This window comes from Sphingopyxis sp. 10G20-10, from assembly GCF_057365075.1.
The window spans coordinates 2692183-2709638 of sequence record NZ_CP195117.1 but is presented as its reverse complement, the minus strand read 5'-3'; the positions used below and the strand labels follow the sequence as shown (position 1 = coordinate 2709638).

Annotated in this window: 20 protein-coding genes; 14 read left to right on the top strand and 6 right to left on the bottom strand. The window is 60.9% G+C overall.

Annotation, left to right across the window (positions count from 1 at the left end; genetic code table 11):
* The first annotated feature begins 46 nt into the window (after positions 1-46).
* Positions 47-1654 carry an ATP-binding protein gene (locus ACR3XE_RS13220; protein WP_486186029.1) on the top strand — a complete coding sequence of 536 codons (1608 nt, stop codon included), beginning with the start codon at positions 47-49 and terminating at the stop codon, positions 1652-1654.
* A gap of 20 nt (positions 1655-1674) precedes the next feature.
* Here the strand turns inward: ACR3XE_RS13220 and ACR3XE_RS13215 are convergent, their stop codons facing one another.
* The gene (locus tag ACR3XE_RS13215; protein ID WP_473699738.1) at positions 1675-2067 is read right to left on the bottom strand and encodes a VOC family protein; all 393 of its coding nucleotides are present in this window, start codon (positions 2065-2067) and stop codon (positions 1675-1677) included.
* A 46-nt stretch (positions 2068-2113) separates the two neighbouring features.
* The gene (locus tag ACR3XE_RS13210; protein WP_473699739.1) at positions 2114-3250 is read right to left on the bottom strand and encodes a cell wall hydrolase; all 1137 of its coding nucleotides are present in this window, start codon (positions 3248-3250) and stop codon (positions 2114-2116) included.
* A gap of 489 nt (positions 3251-3739) precedes the next feature.
* Between ACR3XE_RS13210 and ACR3XE_RS13205 the strand changes: the two genes are divergently transcribed.
* The gene (locus ACR3XE_RS13205; RefSeq protein ID WP_473699740.1) at positions 3740-4189 is read left to right on the top strand and encodes a hypothetical protein; all 450 of its coding nucleotides are present in this window, start codon (positions 3740-3742) and stop codon (positions 4187-4189) included.
* Positions 4190-4346: 157 nt separating this feature from the next.
* Here ACR3XE_RS13205 and ACR3XE_RS13200 read toward each other — a convergent pair whose 3' ends face one another.
* Both ACR3XE_RS13200 and ACR3XE_RS13195 read right to left on the bottom strand, forming a co-directional pair.
* Positions 4347-4649 (bottom strand): HigA family addiction module antitoxin, encoded by a 303-nt coding sequence (locus tag ACR3XE_RS13200; RefSeq protein ID WP_473699741.1) that lies wholly within the window; start codon positions 4647-4649, stop codon positions 4347-4349.
* Entirely contained in the window at positions 4649-4930 is a 282-nt protein-coding gene (locus tag ACR3XE_RS13195; protein WP_473699742.1) for a type II toxin-antitoxin system RelE/ParE family toxin, read from the bottom strand. The genes ACR3XE_RS13200 and ACR3XE_RS13195 overlap by 1 nt, the downstream gene beginning before the upstream one ends.
* 183 nt (positions 4931-5113) lie before the next feature.
* On the opposite strand from ACR3XE_RS13195, the gene ACR3XE_RS13190 reads away from it, so the two are divergent.
* A complete protein-coding gene (locus ACR3XE_RS13190; protein ID WP_486185799.1) occupies positions 5114-5869 on the top strand; it encodes a hypothetical protein in 756 nt (251 codons plus the stop codon).
* A gap of 26 nt (positions 5870-5895) precedes the next feature.
* Here the strand turns inward: ACR3XE_RS13190 and ACR3XE_RS13185 are convergent, their stop codons facing one another.
* On the bottom strand, positions 5896-6423 hold the full coding sequence (locus ACR3XE_RS13185) for a redoxin domain-containing protein (protein WP_473699744.1): 528 nt from the start codon (positions 6421-6423) through the stop codon (positions 5896-5898).
* A 121-nt stretch (positions 6424-6544) separates the two neighbouring features.
* Between ACR3XE_RS13185 and ACR3XE_RS13180 the strand changes: the two genes are divergently transcribed.
* The 7 genes from ACR3XE_RS13180 (at position 6545) to rbfA (ending at position 13880) form a co-directional block, all read left to right on the top strand.
* On the top strand, positions 6545-7189 hold the full coding sequence (locus tag ACR3XE_RS13180; RefSeq protein WP_473699745.1) for an MOSC domain-containing protein: 645 nt from the start codon (positions 6545-6547) through the stop codon (positions 7187-7189).
* 180 nt (positions 7190-7369) lie between these two features.
* Complete coding sequence (rimP, locus tag ACR3XE_RS13175) at positions 7370-7915, top strand: ribosome maturation protein RimP (protein ID WP_473699746.1); 546 nt, start codon at positions 7370-7372, stop codon at positions 7913-7915.
* Positions 7915-9567: a transcription termination factor NusA gene (nusA, locus tag ACR3XE_RS13170; protein ID WP_473699747.1), complete on the top strand. Its 1653-nt coding sequence runs from the start codon at positions 7915-7917 to the stop codon at positions 9565-9567. The genes rimP and nusA overlap by 1 nt, the downstream gene beginning before the upstream one ends.
* Positions 9548-10306: a DUF448 domain-containing protein gene (locus tag ACR3XE_RS13165; protein ID WP_473699748.1), complete on the top strand. Its 759-nt coding sequence runs from the start codon at positions 9548-9550 to the stop codon at positions 10304-10306. Before nusA ends, ACR3XE_RS13165 begins: the two co-directional genes overlap by 20 nt.
* 17 nt (positions 10307-10323) lie before the next feature.
* The gene (infB, locus tag ACR3XE_RS13160) at positions 10324-12873 is read left to right on the top strand and encodes a translation initiation factor IF-2 (RefSeq protein ID WP_473699749.1); all 2550 of its coding nucleotides are present in this window, start codon (positions 10324-10326) and stop codon (positions 12871-12873) included.
* A gap of 54 nt (positions 12874-12927) precedes the next feature.
* Complete coding sequence (locus ACR3XE_RS13155) at positions 12928-13485, top strand: DUF1697 domain-containing protein (RefSeq protein WP_473699750.1); 558 nt, start codon at positions 12928-12930, stop codon at positions 13483-13485.
* On the top strand, positions 13482-13880 hold the full coding sequence (gene rbfA, locus ACR3XE_RS13150; protein WP_473699751.1) for a 30S ribosome-binding factor RbfA: 399 nt from the start codon (positions 13482-13484) through the stop codon (positions 13878-13880). The genes ACR3XE_RS13155 and rbfA overlap by 4 nt, the downstream gene beginning before the upstream one ends.
* A 115-nt stretch (positions 13881-13995) precedes the next feature.
* Here the strand turns inward: rbfA and ACR3XE_RS13145 are convergent, their stop codons facing one another.
* Positions 13996-15414, bottom strand: coding sequence for a WS/DGAT/MGAT family O-acyltransferase (locus ACR3XE_RS13145; RefSeq protein ID WP_473699752.1), 1419 nt, complete (start codon positions 15412-15414; stop codon positions 13996-13998).
* A gap of 120 nt (positions 15415-15534) precedes the next feature.
* On the opposite strand from ACR3XE_RS13145, the gene ACR3XE_RS13140 reads away from it, so the two are divergent.
* The 4 genes from ACR3XE_RS13140 to ACR3XE_RS13125 all read left to right on the top strand — a co-directional run bounded on the left by ACR3XE_RS13140 (position 15535) and on the right by ACR3XE_RS13125 (position 17440).
* Complete coding sequence (locus tag ACR3XE_RS13140; RefSeq protein WP_473699753.1) at positions 15535-16125, top strand: thymidine kinase; 591 nt, start codon at positions 15535-15537, stop codon at positions 16123-16125.
* The gene (locus ACR3XE_RS13135; RefSeq protein ID WP_486185798.1) at positions 16118-16669 is read left to right on the top strand and encodes a GNAT family N-acetyltransferase; all 552 of its coding nucleotides are present in this window, start codon (positions 16118-16120) and stop codon (positions 16667-16669) included. The genes ACR3XE_RS13140 and ACR3XE_RS13135 overlap by 8 nt, the downstream gene beginning before the upstream one ends.
* Positions 16669-16929: a hypothetical protein gene (locus ACR3XE_RS13130; protein ID WP_473699755.1), complete on the top strand. Its 261-nt coding sequence runs from the start codon at positions 16669-16671 to the stop codon at positions 16927-16929. Before ACR3XE_RS13135 ends, ACR3XE_RS13130 begins: the two co-directional genes overlap by 1 nt.
* A gap of 88 nt (positions 16930-17017) precedes the next feature.
* Positions 17018-17440, top strand: coding sequence for a DUF6491 family protein (locus tag ACR3XE_RS13125; protein WP_473699756.1), 423 nt, complete (start codon positions 17018-17020; stop codon positions 17438-17440).
* Positions 17441-17456 lie beyond the last annotated feature (16 nt).

Sequence of the window (17456 nt, the reverse complement as noted above, 5' to 3'; positions counted from 1 at the left end):
GCCCATTCAACGTATTCGGTTGGGCGCAACACCAGCCGATGCGCCGATGCGTCGCGACGACCTGCTCGTCGGTGAAGTTATTGAAATTTCTGGTTCTTACTCGCGCATTCTGCTCGATGGAGCAGCGATTGCGCGTCTGGCTGAATCGAATGATCCGGCGGTTGCCATGGCGGGCCAGGTGGGCGCGCAGGTCAAGGTGCATGTCGGCAATGTGTGGTTGCTCGCCAGTATCCGCGACCAGCAACTGCACCCAAAAGGCAATGGCCTGATCGTTGCCTCGATCGACTTTCTGGGCGAAGGCGACGAAGAGAAAATTACCGGTCGCATCCATAATTTCCGCCGTGGTGTTACCCGCTACCCGGTTCCGGGTAGCCAGGTTTTTGCCGCAACCAGCGCCGATTTGAAACAGATCTATGCTGCCGACGATCGCGCCCATGTCGAGATTGGCACGGTTTATCCGACCAAGGATATTCGTGGTTCGCTGTATGTCGATGCGATGCTGGGCAAGCATTTCGCTTTGCTGGGGTCAACGGGTACGGGTAAATCGACCAGCGCCGCGCTGATCTTGCACAAGATTTGCGAGCTTGCGCCGCAGGGCCATATTGTCATGGTCGATCCGCATGGCGAATATTCGGCGGCGTTCAAAGGCACGGGTGCGCTGTTCGACGTCGACAATCTGGCCATGCCTTATTGGTTGATGAATTTCGAAGAGCATTGCGAAGTGTTTATCACCTCCGAGGGCAAAGAGCGGCAGAGCGATTGCGATGTGCTGGCCAAATGCCTGCTGCAAGCGCGCGCCAAGAACCGGCTGGCCGAAGGCATGACCAAGCTGACTGTTGATAGCCCGGTGCCCTATCTTTTGTCCGACCTGCTGGCGATTATCCAGAATGAAATGGGTCGTCTGGACAAGGCGACATCGAGCGCGCCCTTTATGCGTATCAAGGGCAAGATCGAGGAAATGCGCGCCGACCCGCGCTATAATTTCATGTTCTCTGGCATGTTGGTGGCCGACACGATGGCGAACTTTATCGGCAAGATTTTCCGTCTGCCGTCAGAGGGTCGCCCGATCTCGATCATCGATGTGTCGGGGGTGCCGTCCGATATTACGGCGGTTGTGGTCGCGGTGCTGGCGCGCCTGACCTTTGACTATGCGATCTGGTCGCGCGGCGAGCCGCAGCGCCCGATCCTGCTCGTTTGCGAAGAGGCGCATCGTTATATTCCGGCCAAGGAAATTGGTCAGGGGCAGGCGGTTCGCAAGATTCTGGAACGCATCGCCAAGGAAGGCCGCAAATATGGCGTGTCGTTGGGGCTGATTACCCAGCGTCCGTCCGATCTGGCCGAAGGCGTGCTGTCACAGTGCGGCACGATCATATCGATGCGCCTGAACAACGAGCGCGACCAACATTTCGTCAAGGCCGCGATGCCCGAAGGCGCGCGCGGCTTTATCGATTCGATCCCGGCACTGCGAAACCGCGAATGCATCATCTGCGGCGAGGGTGTTTCGATCCCGATCCGCGTCTATCTCGACACGTTGGAGGAAGACAAACGTCCGGCGTCGAGCGATCCGCTCTTTTCCAAATTGTGGAAAGAAGCCGGCGGCGAGATCGAGATATTGGATCGCGTGGTCAAACGCTGGCGCAGCCAGGGACGGTAGTTTCCGGCGGCGCTTGGCGCTTAGCTATCGGTCGTCGGCACCTCCCATAACTCGATCGGATTGCCTTCGGGATCATGGACGCGGGCAAAGCGGCCAACGGCGGGATCGTTCCATTCATCCTTGGTGATAATCTCTTCGCCAGCCGCACGAAACGGCGCGAGGACGGCGTCGAGATCGTCGACGCGCAAATTGATCATATACTGACGCTCGGCCGGGAAATAGTCGGTGTCGGCCTTGAACGGCGCAAAGACCACCGGACCAGCCGCGACCTGCCACACCCATTCATTGCTCGTCATATCGGCGTCGGCAACACAGCCCCCGCCGATCCCCAATCGCTCCTTGTACCAGGCGTTGAGTGCGTCGGGGTCGCGGGCGCGAAAGAAAAGCCCGCCGATGCCTTTGACATGTCCCATCGTCCGTCTCCTTGATTGCCGAGCCTTGGAGGCTAGCCGATGCGGGTCATTTTATCCATGTTCCGCTGCCGCTAAATTCGTCGCGGACCTGTCCCGACTGGTTGAGGCGGGGGTCTTTATAGCTGGCGGGCGGGGGCGCAGCCTTGGGCGGCGCGACGGGCGTGCCGATGTCGCGGTTGAGCTGGGACATCGCGGCCGGTGTCGGCGCGGGTGCGGTGGCTGGCAGTGGCGTCGTCACGCTGCCGCTTCCTGCGGGCAGCAGGTCGGTCGGGGCAACCCCGCCCTTGCCCAGCGCGGCAAGCTGTTGCGCGACGGGCATATAGGGGCCGGGAACCGGCTCACGCCCGCCATAGGGGGCACGAAACGCATCGGGTTCGCCCCATCGCCCGCGCCAGCGGTGAAAGATATGCGCGCCGACGATATTGGTCATCACCAGACTTTTGCCCCAGCGCGGCCAGATCGCCTGCGTATGATAATGGGTGGCGAGGCCGACCGAGGCAAAGACTTTGCCGGCCAGCGCTTCGGTCGCGATGCGGCTGGCGCGCAGCCATCCGGCGCGGCTGGGCGCGCGCGCCATGGCGCCGTCGCACGAGAAAGTGAACTGGCACACGCCCGCGCGCTGTGACCCCTGAAACACCACGCCGCACACGGTGTTGGGGAAACTGGGATGACGGACGCGGTTGAGCACGGTTTGCGCGACGCCGCGCATCCCGTCGTCACTTTCGGACGCGGCCTCATAATAAACGACGGCGGTCAGGCAATAATGGGCGCGTTCACGGTCAGTCGCGGTGACGCCGCGAAAGGCATAGCTTTTGGCCGCAGGGCCGACAAAGGCCTCTTCGCGCAGCAGCGCGGGGTCTGCGGGCGGCTGTGCGGTTGCATCGGCAAAGCCGACGCTGCGTGGATCGGGAAGCGTCGGATCGAGTTTCAACGCCTCGTCATAATTATCGGCGCTGAGGATCGCCCAAAGTTCGGGGTCATAGGGTTTGAAATTGACCGGAACACTGACCTGATAGGGCCGTTGAATATGCGCCCGCAAACTGCCGCTGGCAAAGGTGAGTAGCAAGCAAGCGACAATCACCGCCGCCGCCAGCCCTGCCCAAAAGCGCCGGTCGGGGCCGGTGCGTTGGGGCCGGGGGTTCAGCCAGGCCGAACGGGCCGTCAGGTTCAACTCTGGCTTCATGCGGTTTTGTCATCCAGCGCAAAACCGCCCGCGACCGATTCGCGGGATGGCTTTGCCAAGCTGTCTTATGCGCCGAGTGACGAACAAATTGTTGCGGCACAAACGCGATGTCCCGCAGGGGGACAGGCAGGGGCGAAGGGGTAAAAGCGGCGAAAGGTCACAAAGGTCACACTAGGCCCCCCCTCGTTTCGCCATTTCGGGTGAAGGGAGCGAGGGTCTGCGGCGACGCGGCGCGAACAAACGAAATGGCGAGGGGGGAGCAGGGTTTCATCAGACAGGATGAAGCATGGCGCGATAATGTAGGACAGCGATTTTTGTTTCACGCAAGGGCGCGAAGGCGCAAAGCGGACTGGGACGTGAGCTTAATTAGTATTGTGTCCCCAGAATTGGTGTCCAATTATACCTTGTGAGAGGAAAGTGGCTATGTAACGAACGCCAAGTAATTGGGTTTTAAATCGTTTCTTGTAAAAATCCGACTCAGGGGGAATCATGTCAACAACAGCGGCAGCGATGCTTTTAGTCTGCATGGGCGGGGGAACAGCGGTTAAGCCCGACAGCACCACAATCAGCGGCGAACAATCCGGCTCCTATAACTATGGGCGCGGCTCATACGATGGGTCATTCAGCGCCTCGGTAAATGGGACCAGAACACAGGATTATGTCGACCAAGTGGACGTGGAATTACACGGCAACGAAGGGCGTATTCGACTTCCCCGTGTTGTCCTTCCCGTTGTTCGTGGAGGCAACGCAGGTTGGTTTGGCCTTCGCGACCTAATGATATCAGATCGCACGATAGAAGCATCCGCAGGGGTCAACTTCCTCAATCATCCCAAGGTGCATATTGATCGGACAACCGGCGTTATCTCTATTCAAGGCAAGAGTGGCACCTATGTTGGCAAATGCCAGAAGGTCGAGTCGGGCGTGGAGCCGCAGTTCTAATTCTATTTTCGGAATTCCGCGGAACGAAATTCCGAGGACATAATACTAGTTAGCCTCAACTTACATAACATGCCATTCTCTCAGAATTTATCTAATTTCAGTAAGTTGACAGCATCCAATCGAACGGCCCTTGGCAAAGGAGGCTATGCCGATCTGATCAGGCAGGCTCTGGCAGTCGCTCGATCTTCAGGTTTTTGGCCGCCTTTTTTGCTGCGACTAGTTCATGGGCGGCCTGCATCCTGACAAGCGTGGCAGATGGGATGCCAAAGGCTTTTTCAAAGCGGATGGCCATTTCAGCCGACAGGCCCGCATGACCATTGAGCAGGTTGCTCATGGACGCGCGGGTGACGCCCAGATGTGCGGCACAAGTCGAGACGTTGAGATGATAGGGCTCGACGATATTACGGCGAAGCCACGGGCCGGGGTGAACCGCGAACGAAGGGTGAAGCTGGATAGCCATTAGTGATAATCCTCTAAATCAAGATCGGCGATGGTCTGATCATCAATTTTAATGAATGTAAGCCGATAGTTACGGGTTACGGTCATTGCGAAAGCTCCGGCACGGTCTCCTTTCAGGGGGTGAAACCCGAAGTTTGGCGGCGTTGCGAGATCGTCAAAAAAACCGGCTTGAGATATAAACGCAAGCATGTCGCGGATGCGATCCGGCTGCATGACGCCTTTCGCGTTGCCGCTCTCTGCAAAGCGGCGAAGAGCCTTGTGCCTGATGCTCTCGATTTCCATGCATCATGTGTAAAGCATAACAATACAGTGTCAAGTCATAATTGACGCATGTCATGCCATGCAACGCAACGCGGCAAGTTTCGCTCACCTGACGGCGTTCGCCCTTGTCAACGCTCTGGGGTCCAACTATCGCTCGCCGCTGTAGTCCCGGGCACTTTGGCCAGCGGACAATGCCACCAAAGATTGCGTCCGCTGAGCCCTGATCCAGCCACTCCCTATGTCGAACAGCTCAGCATCGGGGTGGGGCGCCGCACGCTTGCCATAAGCTTGGCCGTCCTGATCACGGCGCTGCTGCTGTTCCTGCTGCTCTCTTTTGGCTTTAGAAAAGAGCCGGAGAAAAGGGAGGAGCGCATCAGCACGGTGAGTCTGGAGGCCAGCGAGATTTCGGAGGAAGCGCCCAAGCCGAAGCCCCCTGAGCGGTCCGAAAAGCGCCCCGAGCCGCAGCGGCCAGCACCCGAGAAGCCGCCGCCGCCCGAACCGCTGCCCCCCAAACCCGCGCCGATCATGCCGGTGCCCATCATACCGCTCCCTTCGCAGGCGCCGCCGCAGAGCGCCCCTCCGCCAGCGGCCGCGCCGGTTTATGGGCCACCCGACAAGAGGAGCGCCTCCTCCAATGACACGGCGCGGGTGGGAACGGCCCCGAATGGCGAGCCGCTCTATGCCGCGGCCTGGTATCGCGAGCCGAGCCCTGACGAGCTGAGCGGTTACTTGTCCACCGCCAGCGGCCCGGGCTGGGGCCTGATCGCTTGCCGCACAGCGCCGGATTTTCGGGTCGAGGATTGCGTCGGGATCGACGAATATCCGTTCGGATCGCAGATCAATCGCGCGGTGCTCGCCGCAGCATGGCAGTTCAGGGTGCGGCCTCCCCGCGTCGGTGGACGGTCGTTGGTGGGCAGTTGGGTGCGGATCCGGATCGATTACAGCATCAGGCGGCGTTAGGGTCGGGCGAGGGATCGGGTCTGACGCTAGTTGCACTCTTGTCCCGGCGTGCATGTTTTCGCCTCCGCCGCGCCCGTCTCTTGCGGGAGCAGGGCATCGGTTTCGGTCAGCAACTGGGCAATCGCCGCGCCAAGTTGCAGGTCGGGCTTATGGCCGAAATGGTTGAGGCGCAGGCGTCCGGCTTTGTCGATCAGCGCCAGCGACGGGGTGCCCTGAAACCCGTAGCGCGCCATCGTCACCGGAACATCCCTGTCGGGCGAGGGTTCGTCAACAGCGACCGGATAGCTGAGGCGATATTCGTGGATGAAGGCCTTGAGCGCGAGCGGCGTCATCGCGGCATGATGTTCGAACACGGTATGGAGGCCGATGACGACGACATGGTTATGGTCGAAGCCATCATGGACGCGCTGCAATTGCGGCAGGCCGGTCGACACGCAGCCGGGACACAGCATCTGGAATGTTCCCAGCACGACGATCTTTCCCCGCAAGGCTTCGAGCGTCAGCGGGGGCGAGTTGAACCACTGGGTCGTAGCGAGTGGCGGGGCATCTGTCATAGCGATTTCATCATAAACCCCTTGCGATGGCGGGGGTCAACTGCGTTGCGCCGTATTGTGAACGGGCCGGCGGCGCGGCTTATCATTGCGGGCGGCGCAACAGGCGATTATGCGACAGCGGATGCCCCTTACTATTGAAGCCCTATTGACCGGACGGGTCGCCAGCTTTGGTGAGGATGGCGAACCCAGCGCGGTTGCCAAAACTCCGGTGACAGAACGGCTGTCGGTTGGTCCGATGGGGCTGGAAGGCGACGAGCAGGCCGATCTGGTCCATCATGGCGGCGTCGACAAAGCGATCCATCATTATCCGCATGACCATTATGCCTTTTGGCAGGAGGATCTGGCGCAGCATGGCTTGCTCGACGCGGTGGGGGCGTTTGGAGAGAATATTGCGACCACCGGCCTGACCGAGGAGGACGTGTGCGTCGGCGACCGGTTCCGGCTGGGAACGGCGCTGGTGGAGATTAGTCAGGGACGGCAGCCGTGCTGGAAAATGGGGCATCGGTTCGGCCTAAAATCCATGCCGGCCAAGATGGTCACGACCGGCAAATGCGGTTGGTATTATCGTGTTATCGAAGCGGGCGATGTTCGTGTCGGCGATGCGTTGGAGTTCGTCGAGCGCCCCTATCCCGACTGGCCGGTCGCGCTGGTGTTCGGGCTGTTGATCGGCGGCGAGGCCAAAAACCGGCCCGACCTGACCGCTGCGCTGGCCGACCTAGCCCCGTTGGCGGACAACTGGCGCGAACGCGCGCGGCGCTTTTTATAACGCAGTGCGGCTGCGGGGCGGCGTGCAGGCCACCACCTCACATCCCCCCTTGCCGACTCAGGCGCTTCGGCGTATATGCGGCGCACTTCTTGACATGGTTAGCCAGTTGGGACGTCGAGGCCGCGGGCCGCGGCGGCTGTTTCTACGTGCTTTCCGGTCGTTTGATTTTGAAAGCTGTCCTTGGCCGATCTGAATGCCCTGACCGCGATTATCGCCCCCGAAGCCGAGGCGCTGGGCCTGGCGTTGGTGCGCGTCGCCTTTTTTGGCGGCGAGAGCGATCCGACGTTGCAGGTGATGGCCGAGCGGCCCGCAACGCGGCAATTGTCGATCGAGGATTGCGCGGCGCTGTCGCGGCGGATTTCGGAGCAGCTTGATGCGCTGGAAGAAGCGGGCAAAGACCCGATTGACCATGCGTACCGGCTGGAAGTGTCGTCGCCCGGGATCGACCGCCCGCTGACCCGCGTTGCGGACTTTGCCGACTGGGCGGGATATGAGGCGCGGATTGCGCTGAAGGACAAACTCGACGGTCGTCAACGGTTCAACGGCGACCTGCACGGGATTGAGGATGGCATCATCACGCTGACCGACAAACAGGGGGTGGAGCATCAGCTTCCCTTTGATGCGATCGACACGGCGAAGCTGGTGCTGACCGAGAAATTAATTGCTGCAACCATTCCGATTTCGTCCGATGGGGCGGAAGAATTTGAAGAAGAAGGACAGGACTGATGGCCACTGCCATTTCCGCCAACAAGGCTGAACTGCTCGCGATTGCCAATGCCGTCGCATCCGAAAAGATGATCGACAAGGGCATCGTTATCGAAGCCATTGAAGAAGCGATCCAGCGCGCCGCGCGCGCCCGCTATGGCGCCGAAAACGACATCCGCGCCAAGCTCGATTCCGAAACTGGCGACCTGCGCTTGTGGCGCGTCGTCGAAGTGGTCGAGAGCGTCGAGGATTATTTCAAGCAGGTCGATCTGGATGCCGGCAAGAAATTGCAGGCCGATGCCGCCATCGGCGACTTCATCGTCGACCCGCTGCCCGCCGTTGACCTGGGCCGCATTGATGCCCAGTCGGCCAAGCAGGTGATTTTCCAGAAGGTGCGCGAAGCCGACCGCGAGCGTCAGTTTGAAGAGTTCAAGGATCGCGGCGGCGAGGTTATCACCGGCGTCGTCAAATCGGTCGAGTTCGGCCATATCGTCGTCAATCTGGGCCGCGCCGAGGGCGTGATCCGCCGCGACCAGCAGATCCCGCGCGAATTGATGCGTATTGGTGATCGCGTCCGCGCGCTGATCCTGTCGGTGCGCCGCGAAAACCGCGGACCGCAGATTTTCCTGAGCCGTGCCCACCCCGATTTCATGAAAAAGCTGTTCGCGCAGGAAGTGCCCGAAATTTACGACGGCATCATCGAGATCAAGGCCGCAGCCCGCGACCCGGGCAGCCGCGCCAAGATTGGCGTCATCAGCTATGACGGCAGCATCGACCCTGTCGGCGCCTGTGTCGGCATGAAGGGCAGCCGCGTTCAGGCGGTCGTGCAGGAAATGCAGGGCGAAAAAATCGACATCATTCCCTGGTCCGAAGACATGGCGACCTTTGTCGTCAACGCGCTTCAGCCGGCAACGGTCCAGCGCGTCGTTTTCGACGAAGAGGATGGCCGCATCGAAGTCGTCGTCCCCGACGATCAGCTCTCCCTTGCCATTGGTCGTCGCGGCCAGAATGTCCGCCTCGCCAGCCAGCTGACCGGCAGCCAGATCGACATCATGACCGAAGCCGACGCGAGCGAGAAGCGTCAGCGCGAGTTTGTCGAGCGGTCGACGATGTTTCAGGAAGAGCTGGATGTCGACGAGACGCTGGCGCAGTTGCTGGTCGCCGAAGGCTTTAGCGAGCTGGAAGAAGTCGCCTATGTCGGCCCCGAAGAACTGGCCGAGATCGAAGGCTTTGACGAAGAACTGGCCGCCGAATTGCAGAGCCGCGCCACCGAAGCGCTGGAGCGCCGCGAAGAAGCATCGCGCACCGAGCGCCGCGAACTGGGCGTCGAGGACGATCTGGCGACCATGCCGCATCTGACCGAGGGCATGTTGGTGATATTGGGCAAAGCGGGCATCAAGACGCTCGACGATCTGGCCGACCTCGCCACCGATGAACTGATCGCCAAGAAGCGGCAGGACAACCGCCGTGGACCGGCGCGCGAGCGCGCCGAGGACAAGGGCGGCGTGCTGGGCGAATATGGCCTGTCCGAAGAGCAGGGCAACGAGATCATCATGGCGGCGCGCGCGCACTGGTTCGATGACGAAGAAACGGACGATAAAAAGTCTGATGATTCTGGAGCAGCCGACGCTCCGCAAGCCGGGGAGGCCGCCGATGCGGACCCCGCACAATGACAGTATAGGCGAAACCGACCGCGCTGGACGGCGCGGCCACCATGTGCCCGAACGGCGCTGTGTGCTGACTGGCGAAACTGCGCCAGCGGGCCAGCTCGTGCGTCTGGCGCTGGGGCCGGATAACCGGATTGCGCCCGATGTGCTGGGCAAGGCGCCCGGACGCGGCGCGTGGATCGGTGTGACCCGAGAAACGCTCGACGCCGCGCAGGCCAAGGGCAAGCTCAAGGGCCAGCTTTCCCGCACGCTGAAAGAGGTTGCCATCACGATTCCCGACGATCTGGGCGCGTTGATCGCGGCGCAACTGGAACGGGCCACACTCGACCGGTTGGGGCTGGAGGCGCGCGCGGGCATGTTGCTTTCGGGCAATGACAAGATCGAAACCGCAGCGCGCAAAGGGCAGGTGCAATTGCTCCTCCACGCCTCTGATGCCGGCGAGGATGGACGCAAAAAACTGGCGCAGGCCTGGCGTGTCGGCAGCGATGAAGAGGGGTCGGGACGCGAAGGCATGACCTTGCCCGTGGACCGATCGTCCTTATCTATGGCATTAGGGCGCGAAAATGCGGTGCATTTGGCGCTGATAGACCCGCGCGCGGCAACCCGCGTGCTGGCACATTTGAGCCGCTGGCAGTTTTTCACTGGATGGGCTAGTGACGCCGCCAATCGCAACGCGAATGGTGACGGTCCCGATCAAGCAAATATGGCGGGGCCGCAGGGCTCTCACCAAAACGACGCGTTTTGAAGGAATAGAAGTTTTCGATGAGTGACGAACAGGACAAACCGACATTAACCCGTAAGCCTCTGGGGCTGAAGCGGACAGTCGAGGCCGGACAGGTGCAGCAGCAATTCAGCCACGGTCGCCGGAATACGGTGGTCGTCGAGGTGAAGCGGCGGCGCGCCATCGGACGCCCGGGCGAAACGCCTGCGCCCGAGCCGGAGAAGGAAGAGGTCGCAAAGCCCGCGCCCGCGCCCGCGCCCAAGCCTGCGCCCAAACCGGCCGCCCCCAAAAAGGCGTCCGAAGCCGACAGCCTGATGACGCGTCAGGAAAAGCAGGCACAATTGCTGCGCGAAGCCGAAGAGGCACGCCTTTCGTCGCTCGAAGAGGCCCGCCGCCGCGAAGAAAGTGAACGGCAGCGCGCGCAGGAAGCCGCAAAGGCCCGCGTCGAAAACCGCGAAGAGGTTGCTGAGGCGAAGGCTGAAGAATCCGCCGCAGCCGAGGTCGAACCCGAGCCGACCGAAGCCAAGGCCGAGGATGCGCCCGAAGCGAGCGAACCCGCCGCTGCTGCCGCGCCCAAGGCTGCGCGTCCGGCACCCGCCGCGCGTCGCTTTACGCCCGTGGAAGCGCCCAAGCGCCCCGAACCCAAGCCCAACAAGCCCGAACGGCGCGGCGGAGGTGTCTCTGACAATCGTCGCCAGTCGGGCAAGCTGACCGTTGCTCGCGCGCTGAACGAGGATGAAGGCGCCCGCGCCCGCAGCCTTGCGGCGCTGAAGCGTGCCCGCGAAAAGGAAAAGCGTTCGCACACGACCTCTTCGGGTCCGCGCGAAAAGCAGGTCCGCGCCGTTGTCGTTCCCGACACCATCACGGTGCAGGAACTGGCGAACCGTATGGCCGAAAAGGGGGCCGATCTGGTCAAAGCCCTGTTCAAAATGGGTATGCCGGTGACGGTCAACCAGACCATCGATCAGGACACGGCCGAGCTTTTGGTCACGGAATTTGGCCATGAAATCAAACGTGTGAGCGAAGCCGACATCGACATCAAACATGATGCTGATGATGGCGAAGATCCGGCGCTGTTGACGTCGCGCGCTCCGGTGGTGACGATCATGGGCCATGTCGATCATGGCAAGACCTCACTGCTCGACGCGCTGCGCGGGGCGAATGTCGTGTCGGGCGAAGCCGGCGGCATAACCCAGCATATCGGCGCCTATCAGGTGAAGGCCAAGGATGGCTCGATCATCACCTTCCTCGATACGCCGGGCCACGAAGCCTTTACCGAAATGCGCCAGCGCGGTGCCAATGTCACCGACATCGTCATTTTGGTGGTGGCAGCCGATGACGGGTTGAAACCACAGTCGATCGAAGCGATCAGCCATGCCAAGGCGGCGGGTGTTCCCATCATCGTTGCGATCAACAAGATCGACAAGGATGGCGCGAACCCGCAAAAAATTCGCGAGAGATTGCTGGAACATGAGCTGATCGTCGAGGAAATGGGCGGCGATGTTCAGAATATCGAAGTCTCGGCGCTGAAGGGCACCAACCTCGACAAGCTGATCGACGCGATTGCGCTGCAAGCCGAAATCATGGAGCTGAAAGCCAATGCCGACCGCCCCGCCGATGGCACGGTGGTCGAGGCCAAACTCGACAAGGGTCGCGGCCCGGTGGCGACGGTATTGATCCGTCGCGGCACGTTGAAGGTCGGCGACATTTTTGTCTGCGGGGCCGAAAGCGGTCGCGTGCGCGCACTGGTCAACGATCAGGGCAAGCAGATCAAAATGGCGACGCCGTCGATGCCGGTCGAAGTGCTGGGCCTTGGCGGTGTGCCGATGGCTGGCGATACGCTGACCGTCGTCGAGAATGAGGCGCGTGCCCGCGAAGTCGCGGCCTATCGCCAGGAACAGGCGCTCAAGAAACGGACCGCGCAAGCGCCCGTCAGCCTGGAGGGCATGTTTACCGCGCTGGCCGACAAAGCCAATGTCATCGAGTTTCCGGTGGTCATCAAGGGCGATGTGCAGGGGTCGGTCGAAGCGATCGTCAATGCGCTCAACAATCTGTCGACCGACGAAATCCGCGTCCGCGTCCTTCATTCAGGGGCCGGAGCGATTACCGAGAGCGACGTGACGCTGGCCGCGGCAACCAATGCGCCGATCATCGGCTTTAACGTCCGCCCGAATGCCAAGGCGCGCGAAATCGCGAACCGCGAAAAAGTCCGGTTCATGTATTATGACGTCATCTATCACCTGACCGAAGAAATCGCGAAGGAGATGGCCGGCGAGCTAGGCCCCGAACGGATCGAAACCGTCGTCGGCCGCGCCGAGGTCAAGGACGTCTTCCCCGCCGGCAAGCGCGACAAGGCCGCTGGTCTGCTCGTCCTCGAAGGCAGCATCAAGAAGGGCCTGTTCGCCCGTCTTACCCGCGAAGATGTTATCGTTTCGGCGACGACCATCGCGTCGCTGCGACGGTTCAAGGACGATGTCGCCGAAGTGCGCACCGGACTGGAGTGCGGTGTTGTGCTGAGTGATACCAACGACATCAAGGCCGGAGACAATCTGGAAGTGTTCGAGGTCGAAGAGCGCGAACGCACGCTGTAAAGCCAATGATTCTATGTCCCCGCCCGTGCGGGGACATAGCGAAGGACGCTAGCAATGACCCGCTATGTCGCCTTGTTCGGCAGCATCAATGTCGGTGGCAACCGGCTGAAGATGGTCGATCTGCGCAGCGCGTTCGAGGCCGAGGGGTTCAGCAACGTCGAAACGGTGGTGGCGAGCGGCAATGTGCTGTTCGATCATGACGCGCGTCCGACACGCGGGCTGGAAGAGAAGCTGGCCCTGATGATGTTTGACCGGTTCGATATGACCGGCGCGGCGCTGGTGCGCGACAAGGGTGAACTGACCGACGCGATTGCCGACAATCCTTTTGCCGGACAGAATGAGGACAAGTTCGTCCACACCATGTTTCTTGAAACTCAACCGGAAGCCGAGGCGTTTGAAGCGCTGGTGGCCGATCAGGGCCAACGCGGCAATGAGCGGATGGCGCTGGGTGATCGGGCGCTGTTTATCGATTTCGGCGAAAGCGTCGGGGACAGCCGGTTGACGGCGCCCTTTATCGAACGGCGACTGGCGTGCAAGGGCACGGCACGCAACATGCGCTCTATCGCGCGCATCATTGCCAAGCTGGATGAGCAGGATAAGAAGGCGAAATGAAGAAAGAACCGGAACAGGGGCCATCGGTCCGCGTGCTGCGTGTGGGCGAACAGGTGCGGCATATATTGTCGGAAATATTGGCGCGCGGTGATGCGCATGACGAATTGCTGACCAAGCATCCGGTGAGCATCACCGAAGTGCGGATGTCCCCCGATCTGCGCCACGCGACGGTATTTGTGAAGCCCTTGCTCGGCAAGAATGAGGAGGCGGTGCTGAAGGCGCTGCGCACCAACACGGCCTGGCTGCAAAAGAGCGTCGCGGAAAAGATGAGCATGAAATATGCCGCGAAGCTGAAATTCCTGTCGGACGAAAGTTTCGACGAGGCGAGCCATATCGAGAAATTGCTGCGCGACCCCAAGGTGGCGCGCGATTTGACGCGTGGCGAGAGCGGCTAAGGGTCCGCAAATTCGTCATTGCGAGCGCAGCGAAGCAATCCAGAGCGGTTACTGCACACTTTGGATTGCCGCGTCGCCTTCGGCTCCTCGCAATGACGTCCTTCTGCGAGAAACTTTATTTCCCTTTGATCCCCGCCGCTTCCTCTAGCTCGACCAGCGCTTCCTCCAGATAGTCGATCATGCGCTGCGCGTGCGGGACGCTGCGGCGGCAGGCGGTGATGCCGAAGTCGATATTCTTGTTGTTCGACACTTGGGTGATGTTCATCGCCATGCCATCGACGGGGATGCTCGCGGGATACATGCCGTCGAGGCGTGCGCCGTTCCAATATAGCTGTTCGCGCGGGCCGGGGACGTTCGAGATGGTGACGCTGTAAGCCGGAAAGCGGTCGGCGGTGCGGGTGAGCGCGGTCAGCATGGCGGGAAATTGGGTCAGGGCGGTATAGATTTGAATTTGCGCCGCAGTCATCGCGCGCAATTGTGCCTTGGCCGCGTTCATCGATTCCTGGATCGCCGCCATGCGCTCGGCCGGATCGTCGATATTGGTGGCGAGATTGGCAGTGACGGCGGCGACCGAATTGGCCGAATCGACGTCATCCTTGGGGCGGATCGACACCGGTGCCATCGCTTTGAGCGGCTTGTCGGGCAGTTCGTTGAGCGCCTGCAAATAGCGCCGCATCGCGCCCGAACACATGCCGAGGACTGCGTCGTTGATCGTTCCGTCATAGGCTTTGCCCATCGCGCGGACGCGGTCGAGCGACCAGCTTTGCGCGACAAAGCGGCGCGCGCCGGTGATGTTGCGGTTGAAACTGGTGCGCGGAACGCCCGACCAGGGCGTCGTCAAACCATCGCCGCCTAATCCGAACATCGCGGCGAGATATTGGTTCATCGCCTTGGTCACGCCGACGCTGTTGCCCCATTGCTCCTTCAGGAAATCGCCGATGGCCTTGATATCCATGAGGTTGGGGCGTGGCGGCTTTTTGGGGGTCGGGAAGCGCTTTTTGTAAGCCTTAAAGGCCTCGACCGACATCGGCGAACAGGTCGGCTTGGCCTTTTTGTCGGCGGACAGCATCGCATTGGTGAAGTGCATCGACGAAGCGCCGTCCATCAGCGCATGATGGATTTTGAAATAGGTCGCGATCTGGCGGTCGGGCAGGCCCGAAATCAGCGTCAGCTCCCACATCGGGCGCGTCCGGTCGAGCAGCGCGCCGTGGAGCCGCGACGCCAGTTCGAACATTTCGCGATAGCGGCCCGGCTTGGGCAAAGCGGCGCTGCGGACATGATAGTGCATGTCGATGTCGCGGTCGGTTTCCAGCCGGATCGGGCCATATTGGCCGAGCGGCGTGAGTTTGAGGACATCGCTGAACGGGCGGCGTAGCCCTTGTTGTTGACGAAGCAGCGCCAGCATCTCGTTCAACCATTCGGTTTCATCGACCTTGTCGGGCAGCGTGTAGAGATTGACTCCGCCGACATGCATGGGCGTTTCGCGCGTTTCGCCCATCAGGAACATCGCGTCGGCCATCGGCATCAAACGCATGGCGCCTCTCCCTTTTATCTTTGGAGATCAGCATGTGGGTGGACCAAGGCCGAGTCAAGTTGGGTGCTGCCCGATTTTGGCCCTTACGCTGGCCGCCGTTCCGCATTATCGATTGCCGCCATGGCCAAGCTTTATTTCTATTATGCCTCAATGAACGCCGGTAAGTCGACGACGTTGCTTCAGGCCGATTTCAACTATCGCGAGCGCGGGATGCAGACGATGCTGTGGACCGCCGCGCTGGATAACCGTTTTGCCGAGGGCGAGGTGACGTCGCGGATCGGATTGGCGACAGAGGCGCATAAATTTGCGCCCGATACCGATATGTGGGGTGCGGTGACGGCGGAGCATCGCGAGCGCGCATTGGCCTGTGTGCTGGTTGATGAAGCGCAATTCCTGTCGAAAGAACAGGTGTTTCAACTGGCGCGGCTGGCCGATGAAGCAGGAATTCCGGTGCTTTGCTATGGCCTGCGCACCGACTTTTCGGCCGAGCTTTTTCCAGGATCGGCAGCCTTGCTGGGGATCGCCGACGCGCTCGTCGAGTTAAAGGCCGTGTGCGAATGTGGGCGCAAGGCGACGATGAACCTGCGCGTCGACGAAAAAGGGCGCGCGGTAGTAGAAGGCGCGCAGACCGAAATAGGCGGCAATGACCGCTATGTCGCAATGTGCCGACGCCATTTCATGGAAAAGCGGCGCGAAGCGGCCGATGCTTGACCGCCTGCACGTCGCAATCGGCGATGCCGACATCCGTCTGGTTCCGTTGGTCGAGGCGCACCGCGATGGCTTGCGGGCCGCCTGCGCGCTCGACGTCGAGGTGTGGCGGATTTACGCGTCAAATTATGGTCCGGAAGATTTTGACGCCAGTTTTACCGCGCTGACCGGCAACGCAAGCCGGATGCCCTTTGCGATTTTCGACGGTGATGTGCTGGTGGGAATGACCGCCTTCCTGCGTCCCGACGTGTCTGCGCAGACGGTGGAAATCGGGAACAGCTATATCATTCCCGCAAAGCGGAGCAGCGGGTTCAACCGGCGGGTCAAGACGCTGATGTTCGACCATGCCTTTGCCGTTGGTATTCGCCGCGTGGAGTTTCGTATCGACGAACGCAACACGCGGAGTCAGGCGGCGGTCGCCAAGCTGGGATGCACCAAAGAAGGGACGTTGCGCGCCGAGCGTATCACCTGGACAGGGCATTGCCGCGATACGGCGCTATGGTCGATGCTGGCCGACGAGTGGGGGATGTTGCAGGACAAAGAGTGATGGTGATTTCTTTTCTCGGCTTCGCTCTGGCGGATGCTTTGCTGATATTCCTGATAATCGCCCTTGGCGACGTGCTGCTACGGCGAATGATTGCCGCAACCTTGTGGCGTCGTTTGCTGATCGCGATTCCGGCGCTGATCCCCGGATTTTTCATTTTGCTGGCCAAGGTCGGACAGATGGAAGCCGCCATCGCGACCATCCTTGCCGTGCCGCCGGTGTTGCTGGCCATGTGGTTTCTCGACCGGCACGCGGCGGGTTAGTCCGCCCGCATCGCGCGCCGGATGATTTTTTGCAGATATTGCTGTTGGAGTCAGCACCCGTTCAGTCAGGCCATGTTAGGCGGATCGAATGAAACAGACGCTCACATTGCTACTGGCCGCCGCGCTGCTTCCCCTTTCGTCAGCGTCGGCGGCCAACCCGTCCCCGACCCCACGGGTCATCGGGGTCGAGGCCAATATTCCCTTTCCCGATTATGGCACCATCCGCAATTTCGAGGCCGACGAGGACGATGGCGTGTGGATAGAGGATAGTCGGCGCAACTGGTATTATGCGACCTTCTTCGGTCCGTGCATCGACTTGCCCTTTGCGCAGACCATTGGGATCGATACGCGCGGGACGGCGCGGCTCGACAAATTTGGCACCATTATCGTTCGGGGCCAGCGCTGCGCCATTTCCTCTTTTGTGACTGCCGACAAGCCACCGTCGCGCAAGGATCGGCTGAAGGATCAAAAGACGGGGCATGACGCCGGACAGGCGGCAATGCAAAATTGACAAGCGCGGGTGCGGC

Coding starts and splice junctions, on each gene's coding strand:
- ACR3XE_RS13220 (WP_486186029.1), top strand. CDS start 47: ATGCGTCGCGACGACCTGCTCGTCGGTGAAGTTATTGAAATTTCTGGT.
- ACR3XE_RS13215 (WP_473699738.1), bottom strand. CDS start 2,067: ATGGGACATGTCAAAGGCATCGGCGGGCTTTTCTTTCGCGCCCGCGAC.
- ACR3XE_RS13210 (WP_473699739.1), bottom strand. CDS start 3,250: ATGAAGCCAGAGTTGAACCTGACGGCCCGTTCGGCCTGGCTGAACCCC.
- ACR3XE_RS13205 (WP_473699740.1), top strand. CDS start 3,740: ATGTCAACAACAGCGGCAGCGATGCTTTTAGTCTGCATGGGCGGGGGA.
- ACR3XE_RS13200 (WP_473699741.1), bottom strand. CDS start 4,649: ATGGCTATCCAGCTTCACCCTTCGTTCGCGGTTCACCCCGGCCCGTGG.
- ACR3XE_RS13195 (WP_473699742.1), bottom strand. CDS start 4,930: ATGGAAATCGAGAGCATCAGGCACAAGGCTCTTCGCCGCTTTGCAGAG.
- ACR3XE_RS13185 (WP_473699744.1), bottom strand. CDS start 6,423: ATGACAGATGCCCCGCCACTCGCTACGACCCAGTGGTTCAACTCGCCC.
- ACR3XE_RS13180 (WP_473699745.1), top strand. CDS start 6,545: ATGCCCCTTACTATTGAAGCCCTATTGACCGGACGGGTCGCCAGCTTT.
- nusA (WP_473699747.1), top strand. CDS start 7,915: ATGGCCACTGCCATTTCCGCCAACAAGGCTGAACTGCTCGCGATTGCC.
- ACR3XE_RS13165 (WP_473699748.1), top strand. CDS start 9,548: ATGCGGACCCCGCACAATGACAGTATAGGCGAAACCGACCGCGCTGGA.
- infB (WP_473699749.1), top strand. CDS start 10,324: ATGAGTGACGAACAGGACAAACCGACATTAACCCGTAAGCCTCTGGGG.
- ACR3XE_RS13155 (WP_473699750.1), top strand. CDS start 12,928: ATGACCCGCTATGTCGCCTTGTTCGGCAGCATCAATGTCGGTGGCAAC.
- rbfA (WP_473699751.1), top strand. CDS start 13,482: ATGAAGAAAGAACCGGAACAGGGGCCATCGGTCCGCGTGCTGCGTGTG.
- ACR3XE_RS13145 (WP_473699752.1), bottom strand. CDS start 15,414: ATGCGTTTGATGCCGATGGCCGACGCGATGTTCCTGATGGGCGAAACG.
- ACR3XE_RS13140 (WP_473699753.1), top strand. CDS start 15,535: ATGGCCAAGCTTTATTTCTATTATGCCTCAATGAACGCCGGTAAGTCG.
- ACR3XE_RS13135 (WP_486185798.1), top strand. CDS start 16,118: ATGCTTGACCGCCTGCACGTCGCAATCGGCGATGCCGACATCCGTCTG.
- ACR3XE_RS13130 (WP_473699755.1), top strand. CDS start 16,669: ATGGTGATTTCTTTTCTCGGCTTCGCTCTGGCGGATGCTTTGCTGATA.
- ACR3XE_RS13125 (WP_473699756.1), top strand. CDS start 17,018: ATGAAACAGACGCTCACATTGCTACTGGCCGCCGCGCTGCTTCCCCTT.